This is a genomic window from Nocardia sp. NPDC059236 (genome assembly GCF_042754085.1).
GTDB lineage: Bacteria > Actinomycetota > Actinomycetes > Mycobacteriales > Mycobacteriaceae > Nocardia.
This window is the reverse complement of sequence record NZ_JBHZAF010000013.1, coordinates 25,393-43,629: the sequence shown is the minus strand read 5'-3', so window position 1 is coordinate 43,629 and position 18,237 is coordinate 25,393. Positions and strand designations below refer to the sequence as shown.

Genomic DNA, 18,237 nt, shown 5'->3' with positions numbered 1-18,237 from the left:
CCTCGCTAGTAGGCACGCGCCATGGCCCTCTCGCGACGGGCCGCCACCGCGGCCCCGGATTCGCGACGGGCCATGCGGCGCAACACGATCGGCGCGATCAGGATGCCCGCCACCGCCCAGGCGCCCAGCACCGCCACGGTTTCCGGGTGCCGCCATGAGTGCGTCAGCTCCACCATGGCCGCGCCGTCGGGCAGCATGGCCGAACGCATGCCCAGGCCCATCCAGTAGATGGGGAACGCCTGGGCAATGGCCTGCAGCCAGCCCGGCAGGCCGGTGAGGGGATAGAAGATTCCGGAGATCGCCACCAGACCCATGATGGGGAACGAGATGAAGCCGATGCTGCGCGGGCTGTCGAACGCCGAGCCCACGATCGCGCCCAGCGGCAGACAGGCCAGCAGGCCGAGCACCAGAATGCCGATCAGCGTGGCCCAGGCGCCGACGCTGTCCAGGCTCACCCCGCCGATGGTGAGCAGCCCGAACCCGAGGATCAGCGCCACCTGGACCACGGTGACGCCGGAGACCGCGACGATCTTGCCGATCAGGTAGCCCAGCATGCCGTTGGGGGTCGCCTTGGCGCGCAGCAGGGTTCCGTCCTCGCGATCCATGGCCAGGCCCTGTGCCACGCCGAACATGCCGGTGAACGCCACCAGCATGCCGAGCACGCTGGGCAGCGCCAGCGCGCCCAGGCCGACGCCGCTGCCCTGGAAGTCGCCGTGGCGCATGAAGAACACCGCGATCATGGTGGCCACGGGCCAGAAGAACTGCGAGAAGATGTCCATCCCATTGGTGAGGGTCTGGATCAGCTCGATGCGGCCGCGCCGGAAACCGGCCCGCACCGCGACGGTCGTCGGATTCATCGGACCTCCTCCAGGCTGCGCAGTTCGGTGTCGCCCTGGCCGGATTCGAAGCGCTGTACCAGGGTCATGTAGGTGTCCTCGAGCGAGGCGCGCCGCACCTCCAGCTCCTCGACCGACTCGCCGAACTGCTGGAACAGCTCGTAGACGAACTTGGTGGACTCGGTGGTGGTGTGCACGAAGCGCTGCCCGTCCCGGGTCCATTTCACCTCGGCCTCACCGGCGATGCGCCGGGAGAGCTGATCGGCCGACCCGTCGGCGATGATGCGCCCGCCGGCCAGGATGAGGATGCGGTCGGCCAGCTTCTCCGCCTCGTCCAGGTCGTGGGTGGTGAGCAGGATGGTGGTGTGGTCGTCGTCGGCGAGCCGGTGCACCAGGTCGTGGAATTCGCGGCGGGCCCGCGGATCGAAACCCGCGGTCGGCTCGTCCAGGAACAGCAGTTCCGGGCGGCCGACAATGCCGATGGCCACGTCCAGGCGGCGGCGCTGGCCGCCGGAGAGGGTCATCACCTTGGCGTCCGCGTGCTCGGTGAGGCCCACCGCGGCGATGAGTTCGTCTGTGTCCCAAGGCCGTTGGATGTCGGCCGTGGCATAGGGCGCGTAGAACATGCCCAGGTAGTCCAGCAGTTCCCGCACCCGCCACTTGCCGTGATCGCGCCAGGACTGCAGCACCACGCCCAGCCGGGCCCGCCAGGCCTCGTCGCCGTGCGCGGGGTCCGCGCCGAGCACCTCGACCCGGCCCGCCGAGCGCATGCGGAAGCCCTCCAGGATCTCGATGGTGGTGGTCTTGCCCGCGCCGTTCGGGCCGAGCAGCGTCAGCACCTCGCCGCGGTGGGCCTGGAAGCTGACGTCCTGCAGGACATCGCGGGTGCCGTAGCGCATCCGCAGATTCTCGACGTCGAGTACGACGCCCTCACCGACCGACATGTCACCCCTCCGTAGTAGAAGCCGGATCGGATGTAGCATACCTACTACATTTTGGGGTGGACAAGCTATTTCTCGTGCACGAAAACGGGCCCGGCTCCAAGCGAGCCGGGCCCTCTTTCGTGAGGCGACAACTGATTTCGTGAGATGCGGGTAACTCGCCGGGTACGTCCAGAATCGGTTCGGCTCCCAACCGCCGGCACGCGTGCCCAACGGTGAACGGCTCTCGGCCGTGCGCCGAAGTTACGGGGAGGCGGGGGAGCGGCGGATCAAGAATTCGATCGCGGCCGCGTAACCCTGGATGCCCATCCCCGCGATCACCGCGGTGGCGATGGGGGAGACGTAGGAGTGATGCCGGAACTCCTCGCGGGCATGCACATTGCTGATGTGCACCTCCACGATCGGCACCTCCGGAATCACCAGCGCGTCGCGCAGCGCCACCGAGGTGTGGGTGAACCCGCCCGGATTGATGACGATGCCCGCCTCCACCCCGCGCGCGGCGTGGATCCGGTCGATCAGCGCGCCTTCGTGATTGGACTGGAACGCCACGATCTCCCGGTCGAACCGCGCCGCGGTCTTGCGGCACAGTTCCACCACGTCGTCCAGGGTGTCGGCCCCGTACACCTCGGGCTGGCGGGTGCCGAGCATGTTCAGGTTCGGGCCGTTGAGCACCAGGATCGGACCGGAAGCAGCCATGCGCCCACTGTATTAGAGGCCGCTCGGTCCCTCTGTGCGCAGGTCGTCGACTTTGCGCATGGCCGTGCGCAATTCCTCGAGCCACTCCTCGGCGTGCTTACCGGCCAGCTTGACCGTCCAGGCCAGCGCGTCGGAGCGGGAGCGGGCCACGCCGGCGTCGACGAGGGTGTCGAGCACCTTGCGTTCGGGCTGGCGCAACCGGGTCATGACCGGAACGGCCAGGTGGGTGAACATGATTCGCTCGCCGTCCACCAGCACGCCCCAGGCGACATTGCGGCCGTAGCGGACCTGGGCCTCCTGGGCGATCTGCATGCGGGCGGGGCGGGTGGTCTCCCGGAAGCGGGCGATGATGCCCTCGCGGGTGGCCTGCGGGACGGCGGCCGGTGCCGCGTCCTCGGCGGGAGCGTCGTCGCCCGGGGCGGGTTCGGCTGGGGGGAGGGGGAGTTCGCCGAGGACGACGATTTCGTCGCGATCGACTTCGAGGGTTGCTGGACCGGTGAACCAGTCCGCTGGCAATCTTCCAGCGAACCAGGCGGGAGCGTCCGAGGCGTCGGGAAGGTCGGCCTGCTGCCAGCCGCCGGTGCGCCCGAAAACGTGTCCACGATGTCCGTGTCTCATGTTGGTCACACTCACTTACTGCGAGAAGTTGTAATGCTGATTACAACGTTACGTCGTTTCAGCGGGAGTGGGTTCTGCTCTGGGAGAACGATGTTCGGCGGCTTCGCCGAGGCCGGCCCGCAACGCTGTCACCAGTAAGAACCGAACGGTCTGCCGAGTCTTGAATACGCCAGGGGATGTAACCGACCGGTGATCATGTAAGTGGTCACTGCTGACCGATTTCGGCACTATGGTGGTGCTCGATGCAAGTGCGCCTGGTGGGATGGTGAAGTCGCGGGCGTTCGCCGCGCGGTACCGTGGACCTGTTGCTGATGTGGCCAGAGTGAAGAGTGGGCGATATGGATGTGTGGGGATCCCGCCGCTTCCGGGTACGGGGTGCGATCGCACTCGCGGGTGTGGCAGCCGTCGCGATCGCGATGGGGTCATGTGGTTTTCGGGAGCGGTCGACGGGTGCGGAGGCGGTGGTCGAACGGTTCGCCACGCTGATCGACAAGAAGGACTATGACGGGGCGTCGCGGCTGACTTCCTACCCGGCGGGTGCGTCGGCAACGCTGAAGCAAGTCTTCGAGGGACTCGACCCGGGCAAGCCCGACTACCACGTGACCCAGTTCACCGGACTGAACGGTACGACCGGACTCTTCTCCATGACCGGCGCCTGGAACTTCGGCGACAAGCGGGACTGGAAATACGACCTACAGGGTACGGTGCGCAAACTCAGTGTGGGCTGGCGTATCTCGTGGGATCCGGCCATGGTCATGCCGCAGCTGGACGCCAAGCGCAGCGCCAAGCTGGTGCGCACCTTCGCCACCCCCTCACCGCGGGTGAACGACATTGTCGGCCAGCCGCTCATGACCGAGCAGACCATCAATGTGGTCCAGCTGGACCCGGCCAAGATCACCGACCCGGTCGCCTCCACCAACGCGCTGGCCGCCGCCATCGCCCCGGTCGCGCCGCTCATCGACGGACCGTCGCTGATGCAGCAGCTCGCGGCCTCGCAGGGCAAACCCTTCGTCGCGGTCAACCTGCGCGACGGTGACTTCGCCATCCTCGAGCCGCGCATGGCCCCGATCCCGGGTGTGGTGCTGCTGAAGCAGCCCAAGCTCATCTCCGCGGACCGCCGGGTCTGGTCGCCCATGCTCGACGCGCTGACCAAGGTGTGGCAGGACGATCGCGACGCGCACTCCGGCTGGGGTGTGCAATTGTTCGAGCCCGACGGCAGTTTCGTCACCCAGCTGGCCGGCGAGCAGGGCCCGCCCGGACCCGACATTCCGGCGACCATGGACCAGCGCCTGCAGCGCGCCGCCGAGGACGCCGCGGTGAGCACCGGCTCGCCCACCTCCATCGTGGCCATCCAGCCCTCCAGCGGGGCCCTGGTCGCGGTGGCGCAGAACAGTCAGGCCAGCGAGCACGGCAATATCGCCTTCACCGGGCAGTACCCGGTCGGCGGCATGATCGAGCTGTTCAAGAACGTCGCCGCGGTGACCAAACACAAAGCGCCGCAGGATGTCTCGGTCGGCGACGCGGCGGACGCGGCCAGTCTGCTCGGCATCGGCATCGACTTCAAGGTGCCCGGCCTCGACGAGACCACCGGCCGGCTGCCCACCGGCAAGAACGCCGCCGAGAACGTGGGCCGCGGCAATGCCGCCGACTCGCTGCTGGCCAGCCCGTGGGGCATGGCCATCGCGGCGGCCGCCATCGCCAAGGGCCAGGTGCCCAAGCCGATGATCACCATCGGCCAGCCCGCCACCACCGAGGCCGACCTGGCCGCACTGCCCGGCGAGGCCACCGACCGGCTGCGCGGCATGCTGCACGATGGCGTCGGCGCGCCGGAGATGGCCAGCCTCAACAGGTATCGCGATGTGCAGGCCTACGGGGCCACCACCGGCAACAACGCCTGGCTCATCGCCACCATGGGAGACCTGGCCTTCGCCATCCACATCGACGATCCGGACAGCGGGGATCTCACCGCGCGGGTGGCGGCGCGCCTGCTGCAGTCGCTGGCCTCGCCCGACTAGCGAGAGCGCAGTACCCGCAACGTCAACGAGAGCGCAGCACCTGCACGGCGGCGCGCCAGCCGATCAGGAACAGGGCCAGGAAGGTCGCTGCCACCAGGAAGAAGCTGACGGCGAGTCCCTGACTGGACACGGCACGTAGCAGCATGCCGCCGACCAGGGTGCTCAGCCACACGATCACGCCGGTCGGCCACACCGCGCGGCCGTCGAAACGTCGTGCCGCGCGCACACCTTCCCGGCCCGTCGCCACCGCCAGCGCGATCACCCAGCCCAGCAGCAACCCCGTGCCGAACGGCCAGACGGTGCGCAGCAGACCCGCGCCGATCGCCTCGTCGTGACTGCGCCGCCCGATCGCGCAGAACACGACCACGAGGGCGACATCGACGACGAGGGGCACGAGTTTCTTCACGCGGCACAGGGTATCGGGCGTCCCGGGGACGCCTGTGCAGGGACACTCCACCCTGGCCGGTCACGCCGGAGGGGGCGGGTCAGGCCGACGCCGCGTCCGGATCGGCCGGCGGATTGGGCCGGCGCCGGTCGGTGACCAGCGAATTGCCGCGCTCCTCGAATTCCTTCTCGAGCTCGGCGTCGTCGGCCTGCGGCTTGCGGTACAGGAAGAGGAAGACGATCCAGCCGACGATCGCCACCAGGATGAAGCTGATCAGCCGGTAGAGGAACGCCGCCGCCACGGCCTGTGCGGCCGGCAGCCCGGCCGCCGCGGTCAGCGAATAGATGAGGGTGGCGTCCACATAGACGATGCCGCCCGGCGCCAAAGGGATGGTGCCCACGGCCTTTCCGGCCGCGAAGGCCAGCATGAGCCCGGCCCAGTGCGGATCCGCGCCCACCGCGTAGCAGGCGAAACCCAGGCAGGCCACATCGGCGAACCGGTGCACGAGCGCCCACACCACCACCCACGCGCCATCCCGTTTGCCCAGATCCACCGACTCCAGCTGGGTCAGGATCTCGGCCACCTTCTCCATGCCGGCGTCGGCGGGCCTGCGCCGAATCCGATTGACCAGGTGCAGGATTCGCTGCGCCAGCGCCTGCACCCCGCCGGGGTGGCGGGAGACGTAGTTGAAGGTCCAGATCAGCAGGGCGACGGTGCCCAGCGTCAGGATCACCTTGCCGGGGCCGACCCGGTCCCCGGACAGCACCGCGCCGAACAGGCCCAGCAGCGTCAGCCCGGCCGCCGCGATCACGCCCGACATCACCAGCTGCCAGGACGCCACGATCGGGCTGGCGCCCCAGCGCCGGGTCTGCCGGTAGGTGAAGGCCGCCGAGAACACCTGGCCCGCGGGCAGCGTCAGCGACATGCCGGTGGAGCCGTACACCACCGACACCGATTTCCGCTGGCTCACCTCGACGCCGCCGGCGTGCAGCAGCTGTTTCTGGATGCGGCCGAAGCCACTCATGGAAAACGCCGCCATGACGATGCAGGCGGCGACCCATCCCCAGTGGATTTCGCTGAGGTTCTTCCAGGATTCGTGCAGGCGCGGATATAGATATATGCCTTCGGAAATCAGCAACGCCGCCAGCGCGGCGCCGAGAACCCATTTGGCCCACCAGAACCTGCCACGGTGCTCGTCATCCGCGGGCGGCGCAGGATCGCCGGCCAGCTCACCATGGGCCGTCACGCCGTCAGCCTAACGAACTCGCCGCCGCCTCGTCTGCATCAGCCGGGTCGATGCTTTCCCGCGGCCAGGCCAGCCGGGTTTTCCGGCGGCGCCCGCGCAGTTGCACCTCCTCGCCGGTCTGCCAATGCCGCTGCTCGTTCTCATCGGCGAAAAACAGTGCGCTCGACGAGGTCAGGACGCGTTCCGGGCGATCCTTGGCGAGTTCGGTCAGGCGCGACGCCTCGTTCACCGGATCACCGATCACGGTGTATTCGAAACGATTTGCGCCACCGATATTCCCGGCCACCGCCAGCCCCGCGGAGACGCCGATTCCGATATCCAGCCCGGCCACCTCGCGCAGGGCTTCGCGCAGCTCACGGGCCGCGGCGAGGGCCGCGGTCGGTGCGTCGGGGCGGTCCAGCGGGGCGCCGAAGATGGCCAGCGCGGCATCGCCCATGAATTTGTTGATGAGCCCGTGGTTGCGGTCGATGACATCCACCACCACGCGGAAGAACTCGTTGAGCAGACTGACCACTTCGGTCGGCGGGCGCTCCGCGGCGGTCGCGGTCGAACCGACCATATCCACGAACAGCACCGCCACGAATCGGGTTTCACCACCGAGTTCGGTGCCGTACTCGAGCGCTCGGCGCGCCACGTCCTCACCGACATGCTGACCGAACAATTCCTGCAGTTCCCGGCGTTTGGCGGCCTCACCCATCATTCGGTTGAAGCCAACCTGCAGCAGCCCGATTTCCGAACCGTCGAAAACTTCGACCTGCACATCCCGCGCACCCTCCTGCACGCGGTCGATGGCCTGGCTGAGCTGGCGAATCGGATCGGAAATGGAAGAGCCGGTGAGCATGGAAAGCGCCAGCGCCTGCATGATCACCACACCGCACAACAGCAGAATCGAGACGGCCAGCGATTGCGCGGAAAACTGGACGCGAGAAGAAATCTGGGTGACGCACAGCAGCACGATGGCAATCGTCGGCGCGAAGGTGCCCATGCCCCAGGTCATGGCCATCCGGGTGCCGACGCCCGCGGTCAGGGTGTGGTCGAAGGCCCCCGTGGTCAGCGCCTCGGCCGCGACCGGCCGCAGGATCCGCTCGCCCAGCATGTAGGTGAAGCCGAAAACGATGGTGGCGGCCATACATTCGGTCACGATCACCGCCGCGGCCAGCTCGGGGGTCCGCACGATGATGACCGAGGCCAGCACGCCGCCGCCGACCAGCCACAGCACCAGATGCACGATGGCCTGCCGCAGCGGGGCGTGCAGCGCCGCCATCTGCTCCTGCCGCGACGGCGGCCCGCCGCGCATCTGCCACCGCATGACCGGCCGCAGCATGAGCGCCGACGCGGTCACGCTCAGGAACCCGCCGATCACGAAGACCAGCCCCGGGATCAGCAGCCCGGTCTGCCGGGTCGCGCTGGTCCCGCCCTCCGGAACCGGCAGCCCGTACTGGATGAAGGCCCACACCAGGACAGCGCCGAAGGCGTTGGCCGCCAGCATCGAAGCCAAGTACAGCGGCCAGCGGGTATGCATGGTCTGTTTGACCGCTTCCAGGGGCGCTGACACGATCACCAATCTAGCGTTTAGATCGCCGGTACATGCCCGCGGAGGTTTCGGCCGTTAGGCTCGGCCTCGTGAGCGAGGTGCAGGCAGGGTCCGGCAGATCGAGCGAATCCGGCGTGGTGCGCCGGCGCGACGCGGAGGCGGTGCATCCCATCGTGCGGCAGACCGCCGAGTGGTGCTGGCGGTTGCTGATCATCTTCGCGGCGGTGCTCGCGGTGGCCTATCTGGCGCGGCGGCTCTCGACGGTCACCATTCCGATTTCCATCGCACTGCTGGGCGCCGCCCTGATGGCGCCGCTGGTCAATTGGATGCAGCGGTTCGGGGTGCCGCGGGCGATCGGGGTGTTCGTGGCGCTGGTGGGGGCGCTCGGTCTGCTCGCCGGAATCATGACCTTCGTCGTCGAGCAGTTCGTCTCGGGTGTGCCGCAGCTGTCGGACGAGTTCAAGACCTCCGTGCACCAGGTGCAGGACTGGCTGATCAACGGTCCGCTGCACCTGAGCAACGACCAGATCCGCAATGCGGGCGACACCATCGTCAAAACCGTCGAGTCGAACAAGGACGCGCTGACCAACGGGGCGCTCACCACCGCCACGGTCATCGGTGAATTCTTCACCGGCACGTTCCTGACCCTGTTCATCCTCATCTTCTTCCTCTACGGCGGCGACCAGATCTGGGAGTTCGTGACCCGGATCGTCCCGACCCGGCACCGGGCGAAGGTCCGTCAGGCCGGGCGGCTGGGCTTCGGCACGCTGACCGGCTTCGTCCGGGCCACCGTCATGGTGGCGGCGGTGGACGCCATCGGTATCGGCGCGGGCCTGGCCATTCTCAATGTGCCGCTGGCGCTTCCGCTGGCCTCGCTGGTCTTCATCGGTGCGTTCATCCCGATCGTGGGTTCGTTCATCGCCGGTTCGGTGGCGGTCTTCATCGCGCTCATGACCAAGGGCATCGTCACCGCGCTCATCGTGCTGGGCATCACGGTGGCGGTCATGCAGCTGGAAGGCCATGTGCTGCAACCGCTGCTGATGGGCCGCGCGGTCCGTATCCATCCGCTGGCCGTGGTGCTCGCCATCGCGGCGGGCGTGGTGCTGGCGGGTCTCGCGGGCGGTCTGCTCGCGGTGCCGTTCGTGGCGGTGCTCAATACCGCCCTGCGCTCGCTGCTGGCCGACTCGCCCGACGAGCTCTACCAGGACCTGCACACCGGCGACCCGACCAAACCCATGTTCAGCGCCGAACCCGATACTCCCGATCCGGACCGCTACAAGGTGCCGGTGCCCGTGGCCGAGGACGACCACGAGACGCCCCCGAAGCCCGCGGGCGGCAGCGGGGACGCCGGGGACTGACGGTGACCCGGGGGCAGGCGGAGCCGGATCCCGCCTGGGCGGCCACCGCGCCGCTGTGGCGGGCCGTGCAGGCGTTCCGGCTGGTCACCCTGCTGTACGCGGTGGGCCAGCAGATCGCCTCGGTGTCGTACTACAGCAATCAGCGGCTGAGCTGGGCGCTGATCGCCGTGATGGCGGTGTGGTCGGGTATCTCGGCGGTGCTGTTGTCGCAGTGGCGGATCCGGCACGAGCCGCGGGTGCGCACGGCCGTGGTGGTCGGCGACCATCTCGCGGTCATCGCCCTGATCTTCGCGACCCGGCTGGTCGCGCCCTACGACTGGTATCACCACCATCAGACCCTGCCCACCACGCTCTGGGCCGCCAATGCCGTTGTCTCCGCGGCGATTCTGTGGGGACCGTTCGGCGGCATCTGCTCGGGGCTGCTCATCTCCGCCGCCGTCATCACCGCACGGGCGCAATGGGACTTCGACGTGTGGCGTGACGCGACGCTGCCCGTCCTGATCTCGGTGGGCCTCGCGCTGGGCCTGGCCTCCGATACCGCCCGCCGCGCGCACGCGCAGCTGCAGCGCGCCGTCCGGCTCACCGCCGCCGCCCAGGAACGCGAACGCCTGGCCCGCGAGGTGCACGACGGAGTCCTGCAGGTACTCAGCTATATCAAGCGCCGCGGCAATGAAATCGGCGGCCCGACAGCCGAACTGGCGCGGCGCGCGGGCGAGCAGGAGGTGGCGCTGCGGGTACTCATCTCCGAACAGGGCGATCGCACCGACGCCGGGGGCGCGGAGGAGGATCTGCGACCGCTGCTCACCGCCCAGGCCACCCCGTCCGTGTTCGTCTCCACCCCCGGTCATCCGGTGCCGCTGGGCCACTGGGCGGCGCGCGAGGTCGCCGCCGCCGTGGCCGCCGCCCTCGCCAATGTGGTCCAGCACGCGGGACCGGGCGCGAAAGCGTATGTGCTGCTGGAAGATACCGGCGACGAGCTCATCGTGAGCGTGCGCGACGACGGCCCCGGCATTCCGCCCGGCCGACTCGCCGAGGCCGAAGGGCAAGGGCGCATGGGTGTTTCGCGGTCCATCGTCGGGCGCATCGCCGCCCTCGGCGGCACCGCACAGCTGCTGTTCGAGGCGGCGCCCGCGGACGGTGAGGGCGCGGAATGGGAGTTCCGCGTGCCCCTGGAACCGCGACACTGAGAGCCCTCGAACGGCCACAATGAGATCGGAGGCGGACATGACCGAATCGGATGCCGGAATCACGGTGATGGTGGTGGACGACCACCCGATCTGGCGGGACGGGGTCGCCCGCGACCTGGCCGAGGCCGGATTCGACGTGGTCGCCACCGCCGACGGCGTGCGCGCCGCCGGGGCCCGCGCGAGTGCCGTGCAACCGGCGGTCGTGCTCATGGACATGCAGCTCCCCGACGGCAACGGCGCCGACGCCACCGCCGAGGTGCTGCGGGTCTCCCCGCGCACCCGGGTGCTGGTGCTGTCGGCCTCCGCCGAACGCGACGACGTGCTCGACGCCATCAAGGCCGGCGCCACCGGCTACCTGGTCAAGAGCGCCTCGGCCACCGAACTGCTGGACGCCGTCCGCGCCACCGCGGCGGGACAGGCCGTCTTCACCCCGGGCCTGGCCGGTCTGGTCCTGGGCGAGTTCCGCCGGATCGCCGGCACCCCTGCCGAACGCGGCGAACCGCACCGCCCCGCCCTCACCGATCGCGAGACCGAGGTGCTGCGCATGGTGGCGAAGGGCTTGTCCGCCAAGCAGATCGCCACCCGGCTCGGGCTCAGTCACCGCACCGTGGAGAACCACGTGCAGTCCACGCTGCGCAAACTGCAGCTCGGCAATCGCGTCGAGCTGACCCGCTACGCCATCGAGCAGGGCCTCGAGTAGGGGGACGGTTCAGGGATTGCCCTGATGCGGCGGCGGCCCCGTGCTGGCTAGCCTCGAAGCATGGGAGGTCCTGAAGCGGTTTCCGCGATCGTGACCGGCAACGCCATGATCGGCGACCGGGATCTACGGGTATCCGATGTCGAACGCGAACATGTCGGCCGGCTGCTGCAGCGCGCGGTCGGGCTGGGCATGCTGTCGCTGGGGGAATTCACCGAGCGCATGGACACCGCGCTCGCGGCCAAGACCCGCGGCGAACTCAATGCGGTGCTGATCGATCTGCCGGGCGTCCGGCTGGTCGGGCAGCCCGCCCCCGCCGGGCAGCATTTCGTGCAGCCGCCGCCCCGGTACGCGACCGCGCACCGGATGCCACCGGCCGTGCCCTCCAATGTGATTCGCGCGCGGCTGTCGAGCGTGGAGCGCAAGGGCGCCTGGCACGTGCCGCCGGCGCTGGCGATCAACAGCATGCTGGGCAGCGTGCGCCTGGACTTCACCCAGGCCGTCATGTCCACCCAGGTGGTGGAGATCCACGTGAACGACACCTGCAGTTCGATCGAACTGATCGTGCCGGCCGAGGCCACCGTGGACCTCAATGCCATCGACCTGATCGGCTCCAGCGCCAACACCAAGGTGCGCACCGGCCCGCCCATCGGGCCGCTGCACCTGGTCGTGCACGGCACGCTGCGGTTCAGCTCCGTCACCGCCAAGCACCCGTTCGGAACCAACTGGAAGCGGTTCCTCAACGGTGCGTGACCGCCGTGCCCGAGGCCACAGTGCCGCGGAATCGAGCGCGGCGGCGGGCGGATCCGGGCGGTAGGGTCACGCACATGGTGGAAGGCGTCGCGACCCCGGAGGCAGCGCATCGATCGGGCGGCGGCGAGCCGCTGCTCCTGCTGCACGGTGTCCTGCTCACCTGGCAGTCCTGGGGCGCGGTGCTAGACGAGCTGGCCACCGGGCACACCGTGCTCGCCCCCACCCTCCCCGGCCACTGGGGCGGACCCGAGGCCGCCCGGCCCGCCACCGTGGCCGGCCTGGCCGACCACTGTGAGCGCCTGCTCGACGAATCCGGTTGGGACACCGCGCATATCGCGGGCAACTCGCTGGGTGGCTGGATCGCGCTGGAACTCGCCGCCCGCGGCCGCGCCCGATCCTGCACCGCCATCGCCCCCGCGGGCCTGTGGCGCACGCCTGCCGCCGCTGATTCGCTGCTGCGCAAGTTCCGGGCCTTCGGCCCGCTCATCGGCCTGGGACCCGACCGCCGGCCGAGCATGCCCTCGCTGCTGCGCAGCCTGCTGCTCCCGCTGCTCGCCGATCGTCCCGCCCTGGTGCCGAATCACCTGGCCAAGGCGATGACCGCGGCCATCACCGAATGCGCCATCGTCGATGACCTGGCCGAAGATCCGGATCTTCCAACGGGTTTCACCCGGCTGAGTGAACTGGACATGCCCACCAGCATCCTGCTGCCCGACCGCGACCGCGTGCTCCCGCCCCACGTCTACGCCCCGCTGACCCCCACCCGGATCGTCGATGTGCGCACCCTGCCCGATCTCGGCCACGTCCCCATGCTCGAGGCCCCGGATCTGATCACCGCCGAGATCCGCGCCACCATCGCCCGCGCCGCGACGCCCGCCCACCCCGCCTGACCCGCAGCGAGCACCTGAGCCTCCTCGTCCGACTCACCGATCCCCTCCATACCCCCAGCCGCGATTGCACCCGGTGCCTTCGCCGGCCTTCGCCGACATGGACTCTGGCGCTCGTCTCGCGTGACCGCTGAAAAAGGAAGGCCCGGCCGATTCGGCCGGGCCTTCCTGTTGTCCGCGTATCAGTCGTGGTTCTGGCGGCGGAGCAGCTCGTTGACGCTCACCGTGCGTCCGTCGCCGCCCCGATGCTTGGCGTCCTCGTCCGGATTCTCGGCGGGCGGGCGGCGCCGTGAGGAGCGCAGATCCGACATCCACTGCTCGATGCTGCTGCGGCCGGGGCCGTCCTGCGGCGCATCCTGCGCGGCGTGGTGCGTCGGATGCTGTTCCTCGGCAGCGGTTTCCGCGAGCTGTTCGGTGGGCTCGCTCTGCTCCGGCTCCGGCGGGTGCGGCTGGTACAGCTGTGCCCGGGTCGCCGGATGGGGCGGGATCTTCGGCGTCGGCGGCGGCAGCACCCGCTCCGAACCGACCACCGGTGCGGGCGGCTGCGAATCCGCGGGCGCGGCAGGCGCTCCCGGCTGCGAGACCGACGGCATCGGGTTCACGGGGGCGACCGGCGGGGCCACGGCCTCGGGCGTACGCTGCGGCAGCCCGCCACCGGCATTCGCGGATCCCCGTGCGGGAGAAGCGAAGTCGCCGATGGGGTGCGGAGCCATCGGGCCGCGGGCCGCGCCCGGACCGGTGGGGTTGGCGCCCAGACCGGTGCGGCCGGAACCGAGATCGGTGGTCGGCGCGTCCTCCGCGGCCGCGCTGATGCGCCGGGGGGCGAGCGGCGGGGTGACCTCCGCCGGTGCGGCGATACCGATTTCGCTGACCGGCGCGGGCGGCGCGAGGGCGGGCTCACCGATGCCGACGGGCTTGGCGAAGGCCGGCGCCGCAGTGGTCGACGGGGTGACGCCGTGGCCGGGACGCATGGCGGCGGACGGGAATCCGGACGCGCGCTTGGTCTCCGGGGCCGGGGCCGCCGCGGAGCTGTCGGCGGGCCGCGTCGGCTCGGGGGTCTGCGGGGACTCGGTGCGCTGGGCGGGCTCCGCGGGCTGAACGGGCTGGGCCCGCTCGACCTTGTCGATGCGCTGGGTCGGGGCCTCGCTGTCCACATCGACGGTGCGGGCCGGGCGCGGCTTGCGCGACCGCGCCGGGGCGGCGGTGCCGTCGGACAGGATCGGGATCTGCATGGTGACCGGGTCGGTGATCGGGGTGGTCTTCACCAGGTCGACCACCTCGCCGCCGCCGGGCCGCTCATCGTCGAGGATGGGCTCGCCCAGGCCGATCTTCTGCTGAATCTTCTTCATCCACTTGGGCGCCCACCAGCAGTCGTCGCCGAGCAGCTTCATGGTGGCCGGCACCAGCAGCATGCGCAGCACGGTCGCGTCGATGAACAGCGCCGCCACCATGCCGTAGGCGATGTACTGCATCATCACCAGGTCGGAGAACGCGAACGCGCCCGTGACCACCAGCAGGATGAGCGCGGCGGCGGTGATCAGGCGGCCCGTCTGGGCCGTACCTGCGCGCACCGCCTCGGTCGTACTCGCACCCTGGGCGCGGGCTTCGACCATGCGGGACAACAGAAATACCTCGTAGTCCACGGATAGGCCGTAGATGACCGAGATGATCAGCACCAGAACTGGCGACATGATCGGCTGTGGTGTGAAGTTCAGCAGACCCGAACCGTGGCCGTCGATGAAGATCCAGGTCAGGATGCCCAGCGTCGAGCCCAGCCCGAGCGCGCTCATGAGCGCGGCCTTGAGTGGCAGCACCAGTGAGCCGAACGTCAGGAACATCAGCAGGCCGGTCACGAAGACCACGAGAACGATCATCAGCGGCATGCGATCGACCAGCGTGTCGATGCTGTCCTGCATCATGACCGGCGTGCCGGTGATCATCACCTCGGCGCTGTCCGGGACATCTATCGACCGCAGATCGTCGATGGTTTCCTTGATGTCCGCGCCCTTTTCCACCGGTCGTGAGGTGCTCCATACATTGGAGCCGTTCGGCGGAGTCTGCGGAAGTGAGAATGTGGTCTTCGGCTGGAGCCCTCGGGCCTGGTTGGCCTCGTTGAGGATCGTGCCGATGTCCTTCGGATTGTTCGTGATGATGACCAGCTGGACCGGGTCGGCCTTGCGCAGCGGGAAGGTCTCGTCGAAGTGCTGCTGCGCCAGGCGAGTCGGATTGTCCGGCGGCAGATAGGTTTCGCTGATCCCGCCGAACGCCAGATTCTTCACCGGGATGATGAGCAGCAGCAGGCCGACTGTGAGCGGAATCGCCACCTTGAGCGGGTGCTTCATCACCCACGCGGTGAGCCGGCCCCAGTAGCCGTTCTCGACCTCGTCCGCGGTCTTGTTCTTACGGAACCACTTGAGGCCCAGCGCGTCCACGCGCGGACCCAAAATGCTGAGTAGCGCGGGCAGGATGGTGAGCGCCGACATTGCGGCCAGCCCCACCGCCGCAATGGTGCCGTAGGCAACCGATTTCAGGAAGCCCTGTGGAAACAGCAACATGCCCGCGGCCGCACCGATGATCATGGTTGCCGAGAACGTGACGGTGCGGCCCGCGGTCATGATGCTTCGCCGCACTGCGGCCTTGGTGTCGTAGCCCTCCGCCACTTCCTCGCGGAAGCGGCTGACGATGAAGAGGCCGTAGTCGATGGCCAGACCGAGGCCGATCATCGTAACGACGCCGCCCACAAAGGAATTCACCTCGGTGAATTTGGTCAGCGCCATGATCACGCCATTGGCGGCGATGATGGTCAGACCACCGATGATGAGCGGCAGCGCGGCGGCGACCACACCACCGAAGATGAAGAACAGCAGGATCGCGACCACCGGAAGAGCGATGATCTCCATGCGCCGCTGGTCGCTTGCCATCGTGTCCTGCAGCGTGCCCGCGACCGGCTGCAGACCGGCGACCTCGACCTTGACGTCCGGAATGTAGAAGGCGTCCTTCACCTTCCGGTAGTTCCGCACCATGTCGGTGTCGTTGTCGCCCTTGATGGCGATGGAGGCGAAGGCGTGCTTGCGGTCCTGGCTGGCGGCCTGGGCCAGCTGCTGGCCGGTGTCGGTCTTCCACGGCGAGCCGTTGACCTGACCGATCTCCGGGTACTTCACCGGCAGGTTGTTCAGGTTGTCGATGATCTTCTGATTCCACGCGGGATCATCGACGGTGCTGCCGTCCGGCGCGGTGTACAGCACCACCACGTCGCTGTTGTGATCGCGCCCGTACACCTGGTCCTTCAGGACCGCGGCCTGAGAGGACTGGGAGTTCGGGTCGAACCATCCGCTGGAGCTGAGATGGTCCTCCAGCCCGAATCCGAAGGCTCCGAGCGAGAGCATTGCGGCCACGACAACACCGAGCACGGTGTAGCGCAGCTTGTAGACCAGGTCGCCCCAGCGGGTGAACACTAAGCGACTCCTTGAGCGGGGCGGGAGGTGAGCAGGGCCGACAGCGGCCGGAACGGCTGCAGCCACGCACCCTCGTCGGGCAGCGAGTCGAGGCTGACCCGGGGCAGCGGTTCACGGAACACGCCCGGGATGTCCTCGAGGTCGATGAACTCGAGAATATCCGACGTGACCGCCCAACTCGCGTGCTCGCGGAAACCCAGCACCTGAACAGGCACGCCGGAGCCGGCGATCTCCTCGAGCGGGGCGCGGAACGCCTGCCCGTCGGCGGAGGCCACCATGATCCCGGCCAGACCCGCGCCGCGACGGCGTAGTTCGATGTGGGAGAGCATGTCGCTGTCGACATCGGAGTCTTCGTCGATCTTGGGTTTGGCGAAGACGGCGTAGCCGACATTGCGCAGTGCCTCGACCCAGGGGCGCACCACATCGGCGGTGCCGGGGGCGATATTGGTGAAGACCGTGGCCTCGGGCTCGACCCGGGTGGTGCTGCCCACCGACAGTTCCGCGGTGCGGGCCAGCAGCCAGCGGCCGAGCGCGTCGAAGCGCGGGCGATAGGCGGCGGTCGGGCGTCCGCCGAGGATGGCGCCCAGGCCCATGTCGAGGTTCGGCGCATCCCAGACCAATAGGACGCGGCGCACATCGGTGGCGGTGCCGCCCAGGGCGACCCCGGCATTGCCGTGGAGCCCTGTGGTGCCCGATAGTTCGGTCGAATCGGTGCCGTGCATTATTCCGGCAACTTCCGACACACCGTGGGCCATCTCACTGACGCTCATGATTCGATCTTCCCCCAGATGAACTCGGTGATGGCGCTACCCGCGCGGAGTCCTTTGCTTTCGAACTTGGTAATCGGGCGTTCGAAACCAATCGGTGCTCTGTTCCGGTAGGCCTCGGGATCCCCTCCGGTCGGCTCGTTCATGCCGATGAGCTGGGGTTCCGCATTTCCGTACAGGCCGATCCACTCGGCGTAGTCCGCATGGTCGGTCGCCACATGCAACACGCCGCCCGGAATCAGCCGACTTGCGATGAGTGCGAAGGTTTCCGGCTGCAACAGCCGCCGCTTGTGGTGGCGCGCCTTCGGCCACGGGTCCGGGAAGAACACGCGCACCCCGGTCAGCGATTCGGGAGCAATCATATTTTCCAGGACATCCACGGCATCGCCGCGCAGCAGCCGGAGGTTGTCGATGCCCTCGCGCTCGACGCGCTGCACCAGCTGGGCCAGACCCGGCTTGTAGACCTCGATGCCGATCAGGTTGAACTGCGGCTCGGCCTGCGCCATGGCCGCGGTGGCGGTGCCGGTGCCACAGCCGATCTCGATGATCAGCGGCGCCGAGCGCCCGAACCAGGCGTCGGCGTCCAGCTTTTCGTCGGAGACGTCCTTGCCGATCACCGGCCACACCCGATCCCAGGCGTCCTGGCGTGCGGGCGATACCGCGCCGCGGCGGGCACGGAAACTGGTGACCCGGGGATAGAGGCGGTTGCCCGCGGGCCGATCCGGCCGGCCGATGGCGGTCTCCGAGTGATCGGCGTCACCGTTGGCCTGGGCGGACCGCGGCCCGGGAACTGGCTCGGCAGTGTGGTTCGCGGCGTCGTTCACGGCGTCCATTGTCCAGTACCGGATAGTTCGCGCAGCAA

Annotated in this window: 16 protein-coding genes; 6 read left to right on the top strand and 10 right to left on the bottom strand. The window is 68.8% G+C overall.

What is annotated here, in order from left to right; translation table 11 throughout:
- Window positions 1-5: 5 nt before the first annotated feature.
- The 4 genes from ACFXIV_RS29970 to ACFXIV_RS29955 form a co-directional block, all read right to left on the bottom strand.
- Window positions 6-857: an ABC transporter permease gene (locus tag ACFXIV_RS29970; protein ID WP_379384229.1), complete on the bottom strand. Its 852-nt coding sequence runs from the start codon at window positions 855-857 to the stop codon at window positions 6-8.
- Window positions 854-1,780: an ABC transporter ATP-binding protein gene (locus ACFXIV_RS29965; RefSeq protein WP_379402926.1), complete on the bottom strand. Its 927-nt coding sequence runs from the start codon at window positions 1,778-1,780 to the stop codon at window positions 854-856. The genes ACFXIV_RS29970 and ACFXIV_RS29965 overlap by 4 nt, the downstream gene beginning before the upstream one ends.
- Before the next feature lie 240 nt (window positions 1,781-2,020).
- Window positions 2,021-2,473 carry a type II 3-dehydroquinate dehydratase gene (gene aroQ / locus ACFXIV_RS29960; RefSeq protein ID WP_379402925.1) on the bottom strand — a complete coding sequence of 151 codons (453 nt, stop codon included), beginning with the start codon at window positions 2,471-2,473 and terminating at the stop codon, window positions 2,021-2,023.
- 12 nt (window positions 2,474-2,485) lie between these two features.
- Window positions 2,486-3,091, bottom strand: coding sequence for a hypothetical protein (locus tag ACFXIV_RS29955; protein ID WP_379402924.1), 606 nt, complete (start codon window positions 3,089-3,091; stop codon window positions 2,486-2,488).
- 338 nt (window positions 3,092-3,429) lie between these two features.
- Here ACFXIV_RS29955 and ACFXIV_RS29950 point away from each other — a divergent pair, with 338 nt between their 5' ends.
- Complete coding sequence (locus ACFXIV_RS29950; RefSeq protein ID WP_379402923.1) at window positions 3,430-5,106, top strand: NTF2-like N-terminal transpeptidase domain-containing protein; 1,677 nt, start codon at window positions 3,430-3,432, stop codon at window positions 5,104-5,106.
- 22 nt (window positions 5,107-5,128) lie between these two features.
- Here the strand turns inward: ACFXIV_RS29950 and ACFXIV_RS29945 are convergent, their stop codons facing one another.
- The 3 genes from ACFXIV_RS29945 to ACFXIV_RS29935 form a co-directional block, all read right to left on the bottom strand.
- On the bottom strand, window positions 5,129-5,512 hold the full coding sequence (locus ACFXIV_RS29945; protein ID WP_379402922.1) for a DUF3054 domain-containing protein: 384 nt from the start codon (window positions 5,510-5,512) through the stop codon (window positions 5,129-5,131).
- Between the two features lie 79 nt (window positions 5,513-5,591).
- Window positions 5,592-6,737 carry a YbhN family protein gene (locus tag ACFXIV_RS29940; protein WP_379402921.1) on the bottom strand — a complete coding sequence of 382 codons (1,146 nt, stop codon included), beginning with the start codon at window positions 6,735-6,737 and terminating at the stop codon, window positions 5,592-5,594.
- Between the two features lie 4 nt (window positions 6,738-6,741).
- On the bottom strand, window positions 6,742-8,259 hold the full coding sequence (locus ACFXIV_RS29935; protein WP_379402959.1) for an adenylate/guanylate cyclase domain-containing protein: 1,518 nt from the start codon (window positions 8,257-8,259) through the stop codon (window positions 6,742-6,744).
- Between the two features lie 110 nt (window positions 8,260-8,369).
- Between ACFXIV_RS29935 and ACFXIV_RS29930 the strand changes: the two genes are divergently transcribed.
- From ACFXIV_RS29930 to ACFXIV_RS29910, 5 genes are all read left to right on the top strand, one after another.
- Window positions 8,370-9,629 (top strand): AI-2E family transporter, encoded by a 1,260-nt coding sequence (locus ACFXIV_RS29930; protein WP_379402958.1) that lies wholly within the window; start codon window positions 8,370-8,372, stop codon window positions 9,627-9,629.
- Between the two features lie 2 nt (window positions 9,630-9,631).
- Window positions 9,632-10,816 (top strand): MacS family sensor histidine kinase, encoded by a 1,185-nt coding sequence (gene macS, locus ACFXIV_RS29925; protein WP_379402920.1) that lies wholly within the window; start codon window positions 9,632-9,634, stop codon window positions 10,814-10,816.
- Window positions 10,817-10,853: 37 nt separating this feature from the next.
- Window positions 10,854-11,516: a response regulator gene (locus tag ACFXIV_RS29920; RefSeq protein ID WP_379402919.1), complete on the top strand. Its 663-nt coding sequence runs from the start codon at window positions 10,854-10,856 to the stop codon at window positions 11,514-11,516.
- Window positions 11,517-11,624: 108 nt separating this feature from the next.
- Window positions 11,625-12,266 (top strand): DUF1707 domain-containing protein, encoded by a 642-nt coding sequence (locus tag ACFXIV_RS29915; RefSeq protein ID WP_379402957.1) that lies wholly within the window; start codon window positions 11,625-11,627, stop codon window positions 12,264-12,266.
- Window positions 12,267-12,340: 74 nt separating this feature from the next.
- Complete coding sequence (locus tag ACFXIV_RS29910; protein ID WP_379402918.1) at window positions 12,341-13,156, top strand: alpha/beta fold hydrolase; 816 nt, start codon at window positions 12,341-12,343, stop codon at window positions 13,154-13,156.
- 179 nt (window positions 13,157-13,335) lie between these two features.
- Here ACFXIV_RS29910 and ACFXIV_RS29905 read toward each other — a convergent pair whose 3' ends face one another.
- Genes ACFXIV_RS29905 through trmB form a run of 3 tightly spaced genes read right to left on the bottom strand, consistent with a single transcriptional unit; the run spans window position 13,336 to window position 18,208 of the window.
- Complete coding sequence (locus ACFXIV_RS29905) at window positions 13,336-16,608, bottom strand: MMPL family transporter (protein ID WP_379402917.1); 3,273 nt, start codon at window positions 16,606-16,608, stop codon at window positions 13,336-13,338.
- Window positions 16,608-17,378 carry an NYN domain-containing protein gene (locus ACFXIV_RS29900; RefSeq protein ID WP_364609557.1) on the bottom strand — a complete coding sequence of 257 codons (771 nt, stop codon included), beginning with the start codon at window positions 17,376-17,378 and terminating at the stop codon, window positions 16,608-16,610. The genes ACFXIV_RS29905 and ACFXIV_RS29900 overlap by 1 nt, the downstream gene beginning before the upstream one ends.
- The gene (gene trmB / locus ACFXIV_RS29895; protein WP_379402916.1) at window positions 17,375-18,208 is read right to left on the bottom strand and encodes a tRNA (guanosine(46)-N7)-methyltransferase TrmB; all 834 of its coding nucleotides are present in this window, start codon (window positions 18,206-18,208) and stop codon (window positions 17,375-17,377) included. The genes ACFXIV_RS29900 and trmB overlap by 4 nt, the downstream gene beginning before the upstream one ends.
- Window positions 18,209-18,237 lie beyond the last annotated feature (29 nt).

Excerpts from the sequence above, each read along its gene's own strand:
- ACFXIV_RS29970 (WP_379384229.1), bottom strand. The coding sequence starts at position 857 with ATGAATCCGACGACCGTCGCGGTGCGGGCCGGTTTCCGGCGCGGCCGC.
- ACFXIV_RS29965 (WP_379402926.1), bottom strand. The coding sequence starts at position 1,780 with ATGTCGGTCGGTGAGGGCGTCGTACTCGACGTCGAGAATCTGCGGATG.
- aroQ (WP_379402925.1), bottom strand. The coding sequence starts at position 2,473 with ATGGCTGCTTCCGGTCCGATCCTGGTGCTCAACGGCCCGAACCTGAAC.
- ACFXIV_RS29955 (WP_379402924.1), bottom strand. The coding sequence starts at position 3,091 with ATGAGACACGGACATCGTGGACACGTTTTCGGGCGCACCGGCGGCTGG.
- ACFXIV_RS29950 (WP_379402923.1), top strand. The coding sequence starts at position 3,430 with ATGGATGTGTGGGGATCCCGCCGCTTCCGGGTACGGGGTGCGATCGCA.
- ACFXIV_RS29935 (WP_379402959.1), bottom strand. The coding sequence starts at position 8,259 with ATGCATACCCGCTGGCCGCTGTACTTGGCTTCGATGCTGGCGGCCAAC.
- ACFXIV_RS29920 (WP_379402919.1), top strand. The coding sequence starts at position 10,854 with ATGACCGAATCGGATGCCGGAATCACGGTGATGGTGGTGGACGACCAC.
- ACFXIV_RS29910 (WP_379402918.1), top strand. The coding sequence starts at position 12,341 with ATGGTGGAAGGCGTCGCGACCCCGGAGGCAGCGCATCGATCGGGCGGC.
- ACFXIV_RS29900 (WP_364609557.1), bottom strand. The coding sequence starts at position 17,378 with ATGAGCGTCAGTGAGATGGCCCACGGTGTGTCGGAAGTTGCCGGAATA.
- trmB (WP_379402916.1), bottom strand. The coding sequence starts at position 18,208 with ATGGACGCCGTGAACGACGCCGCGAACCACACTGCCGAGCCAGTTCCC.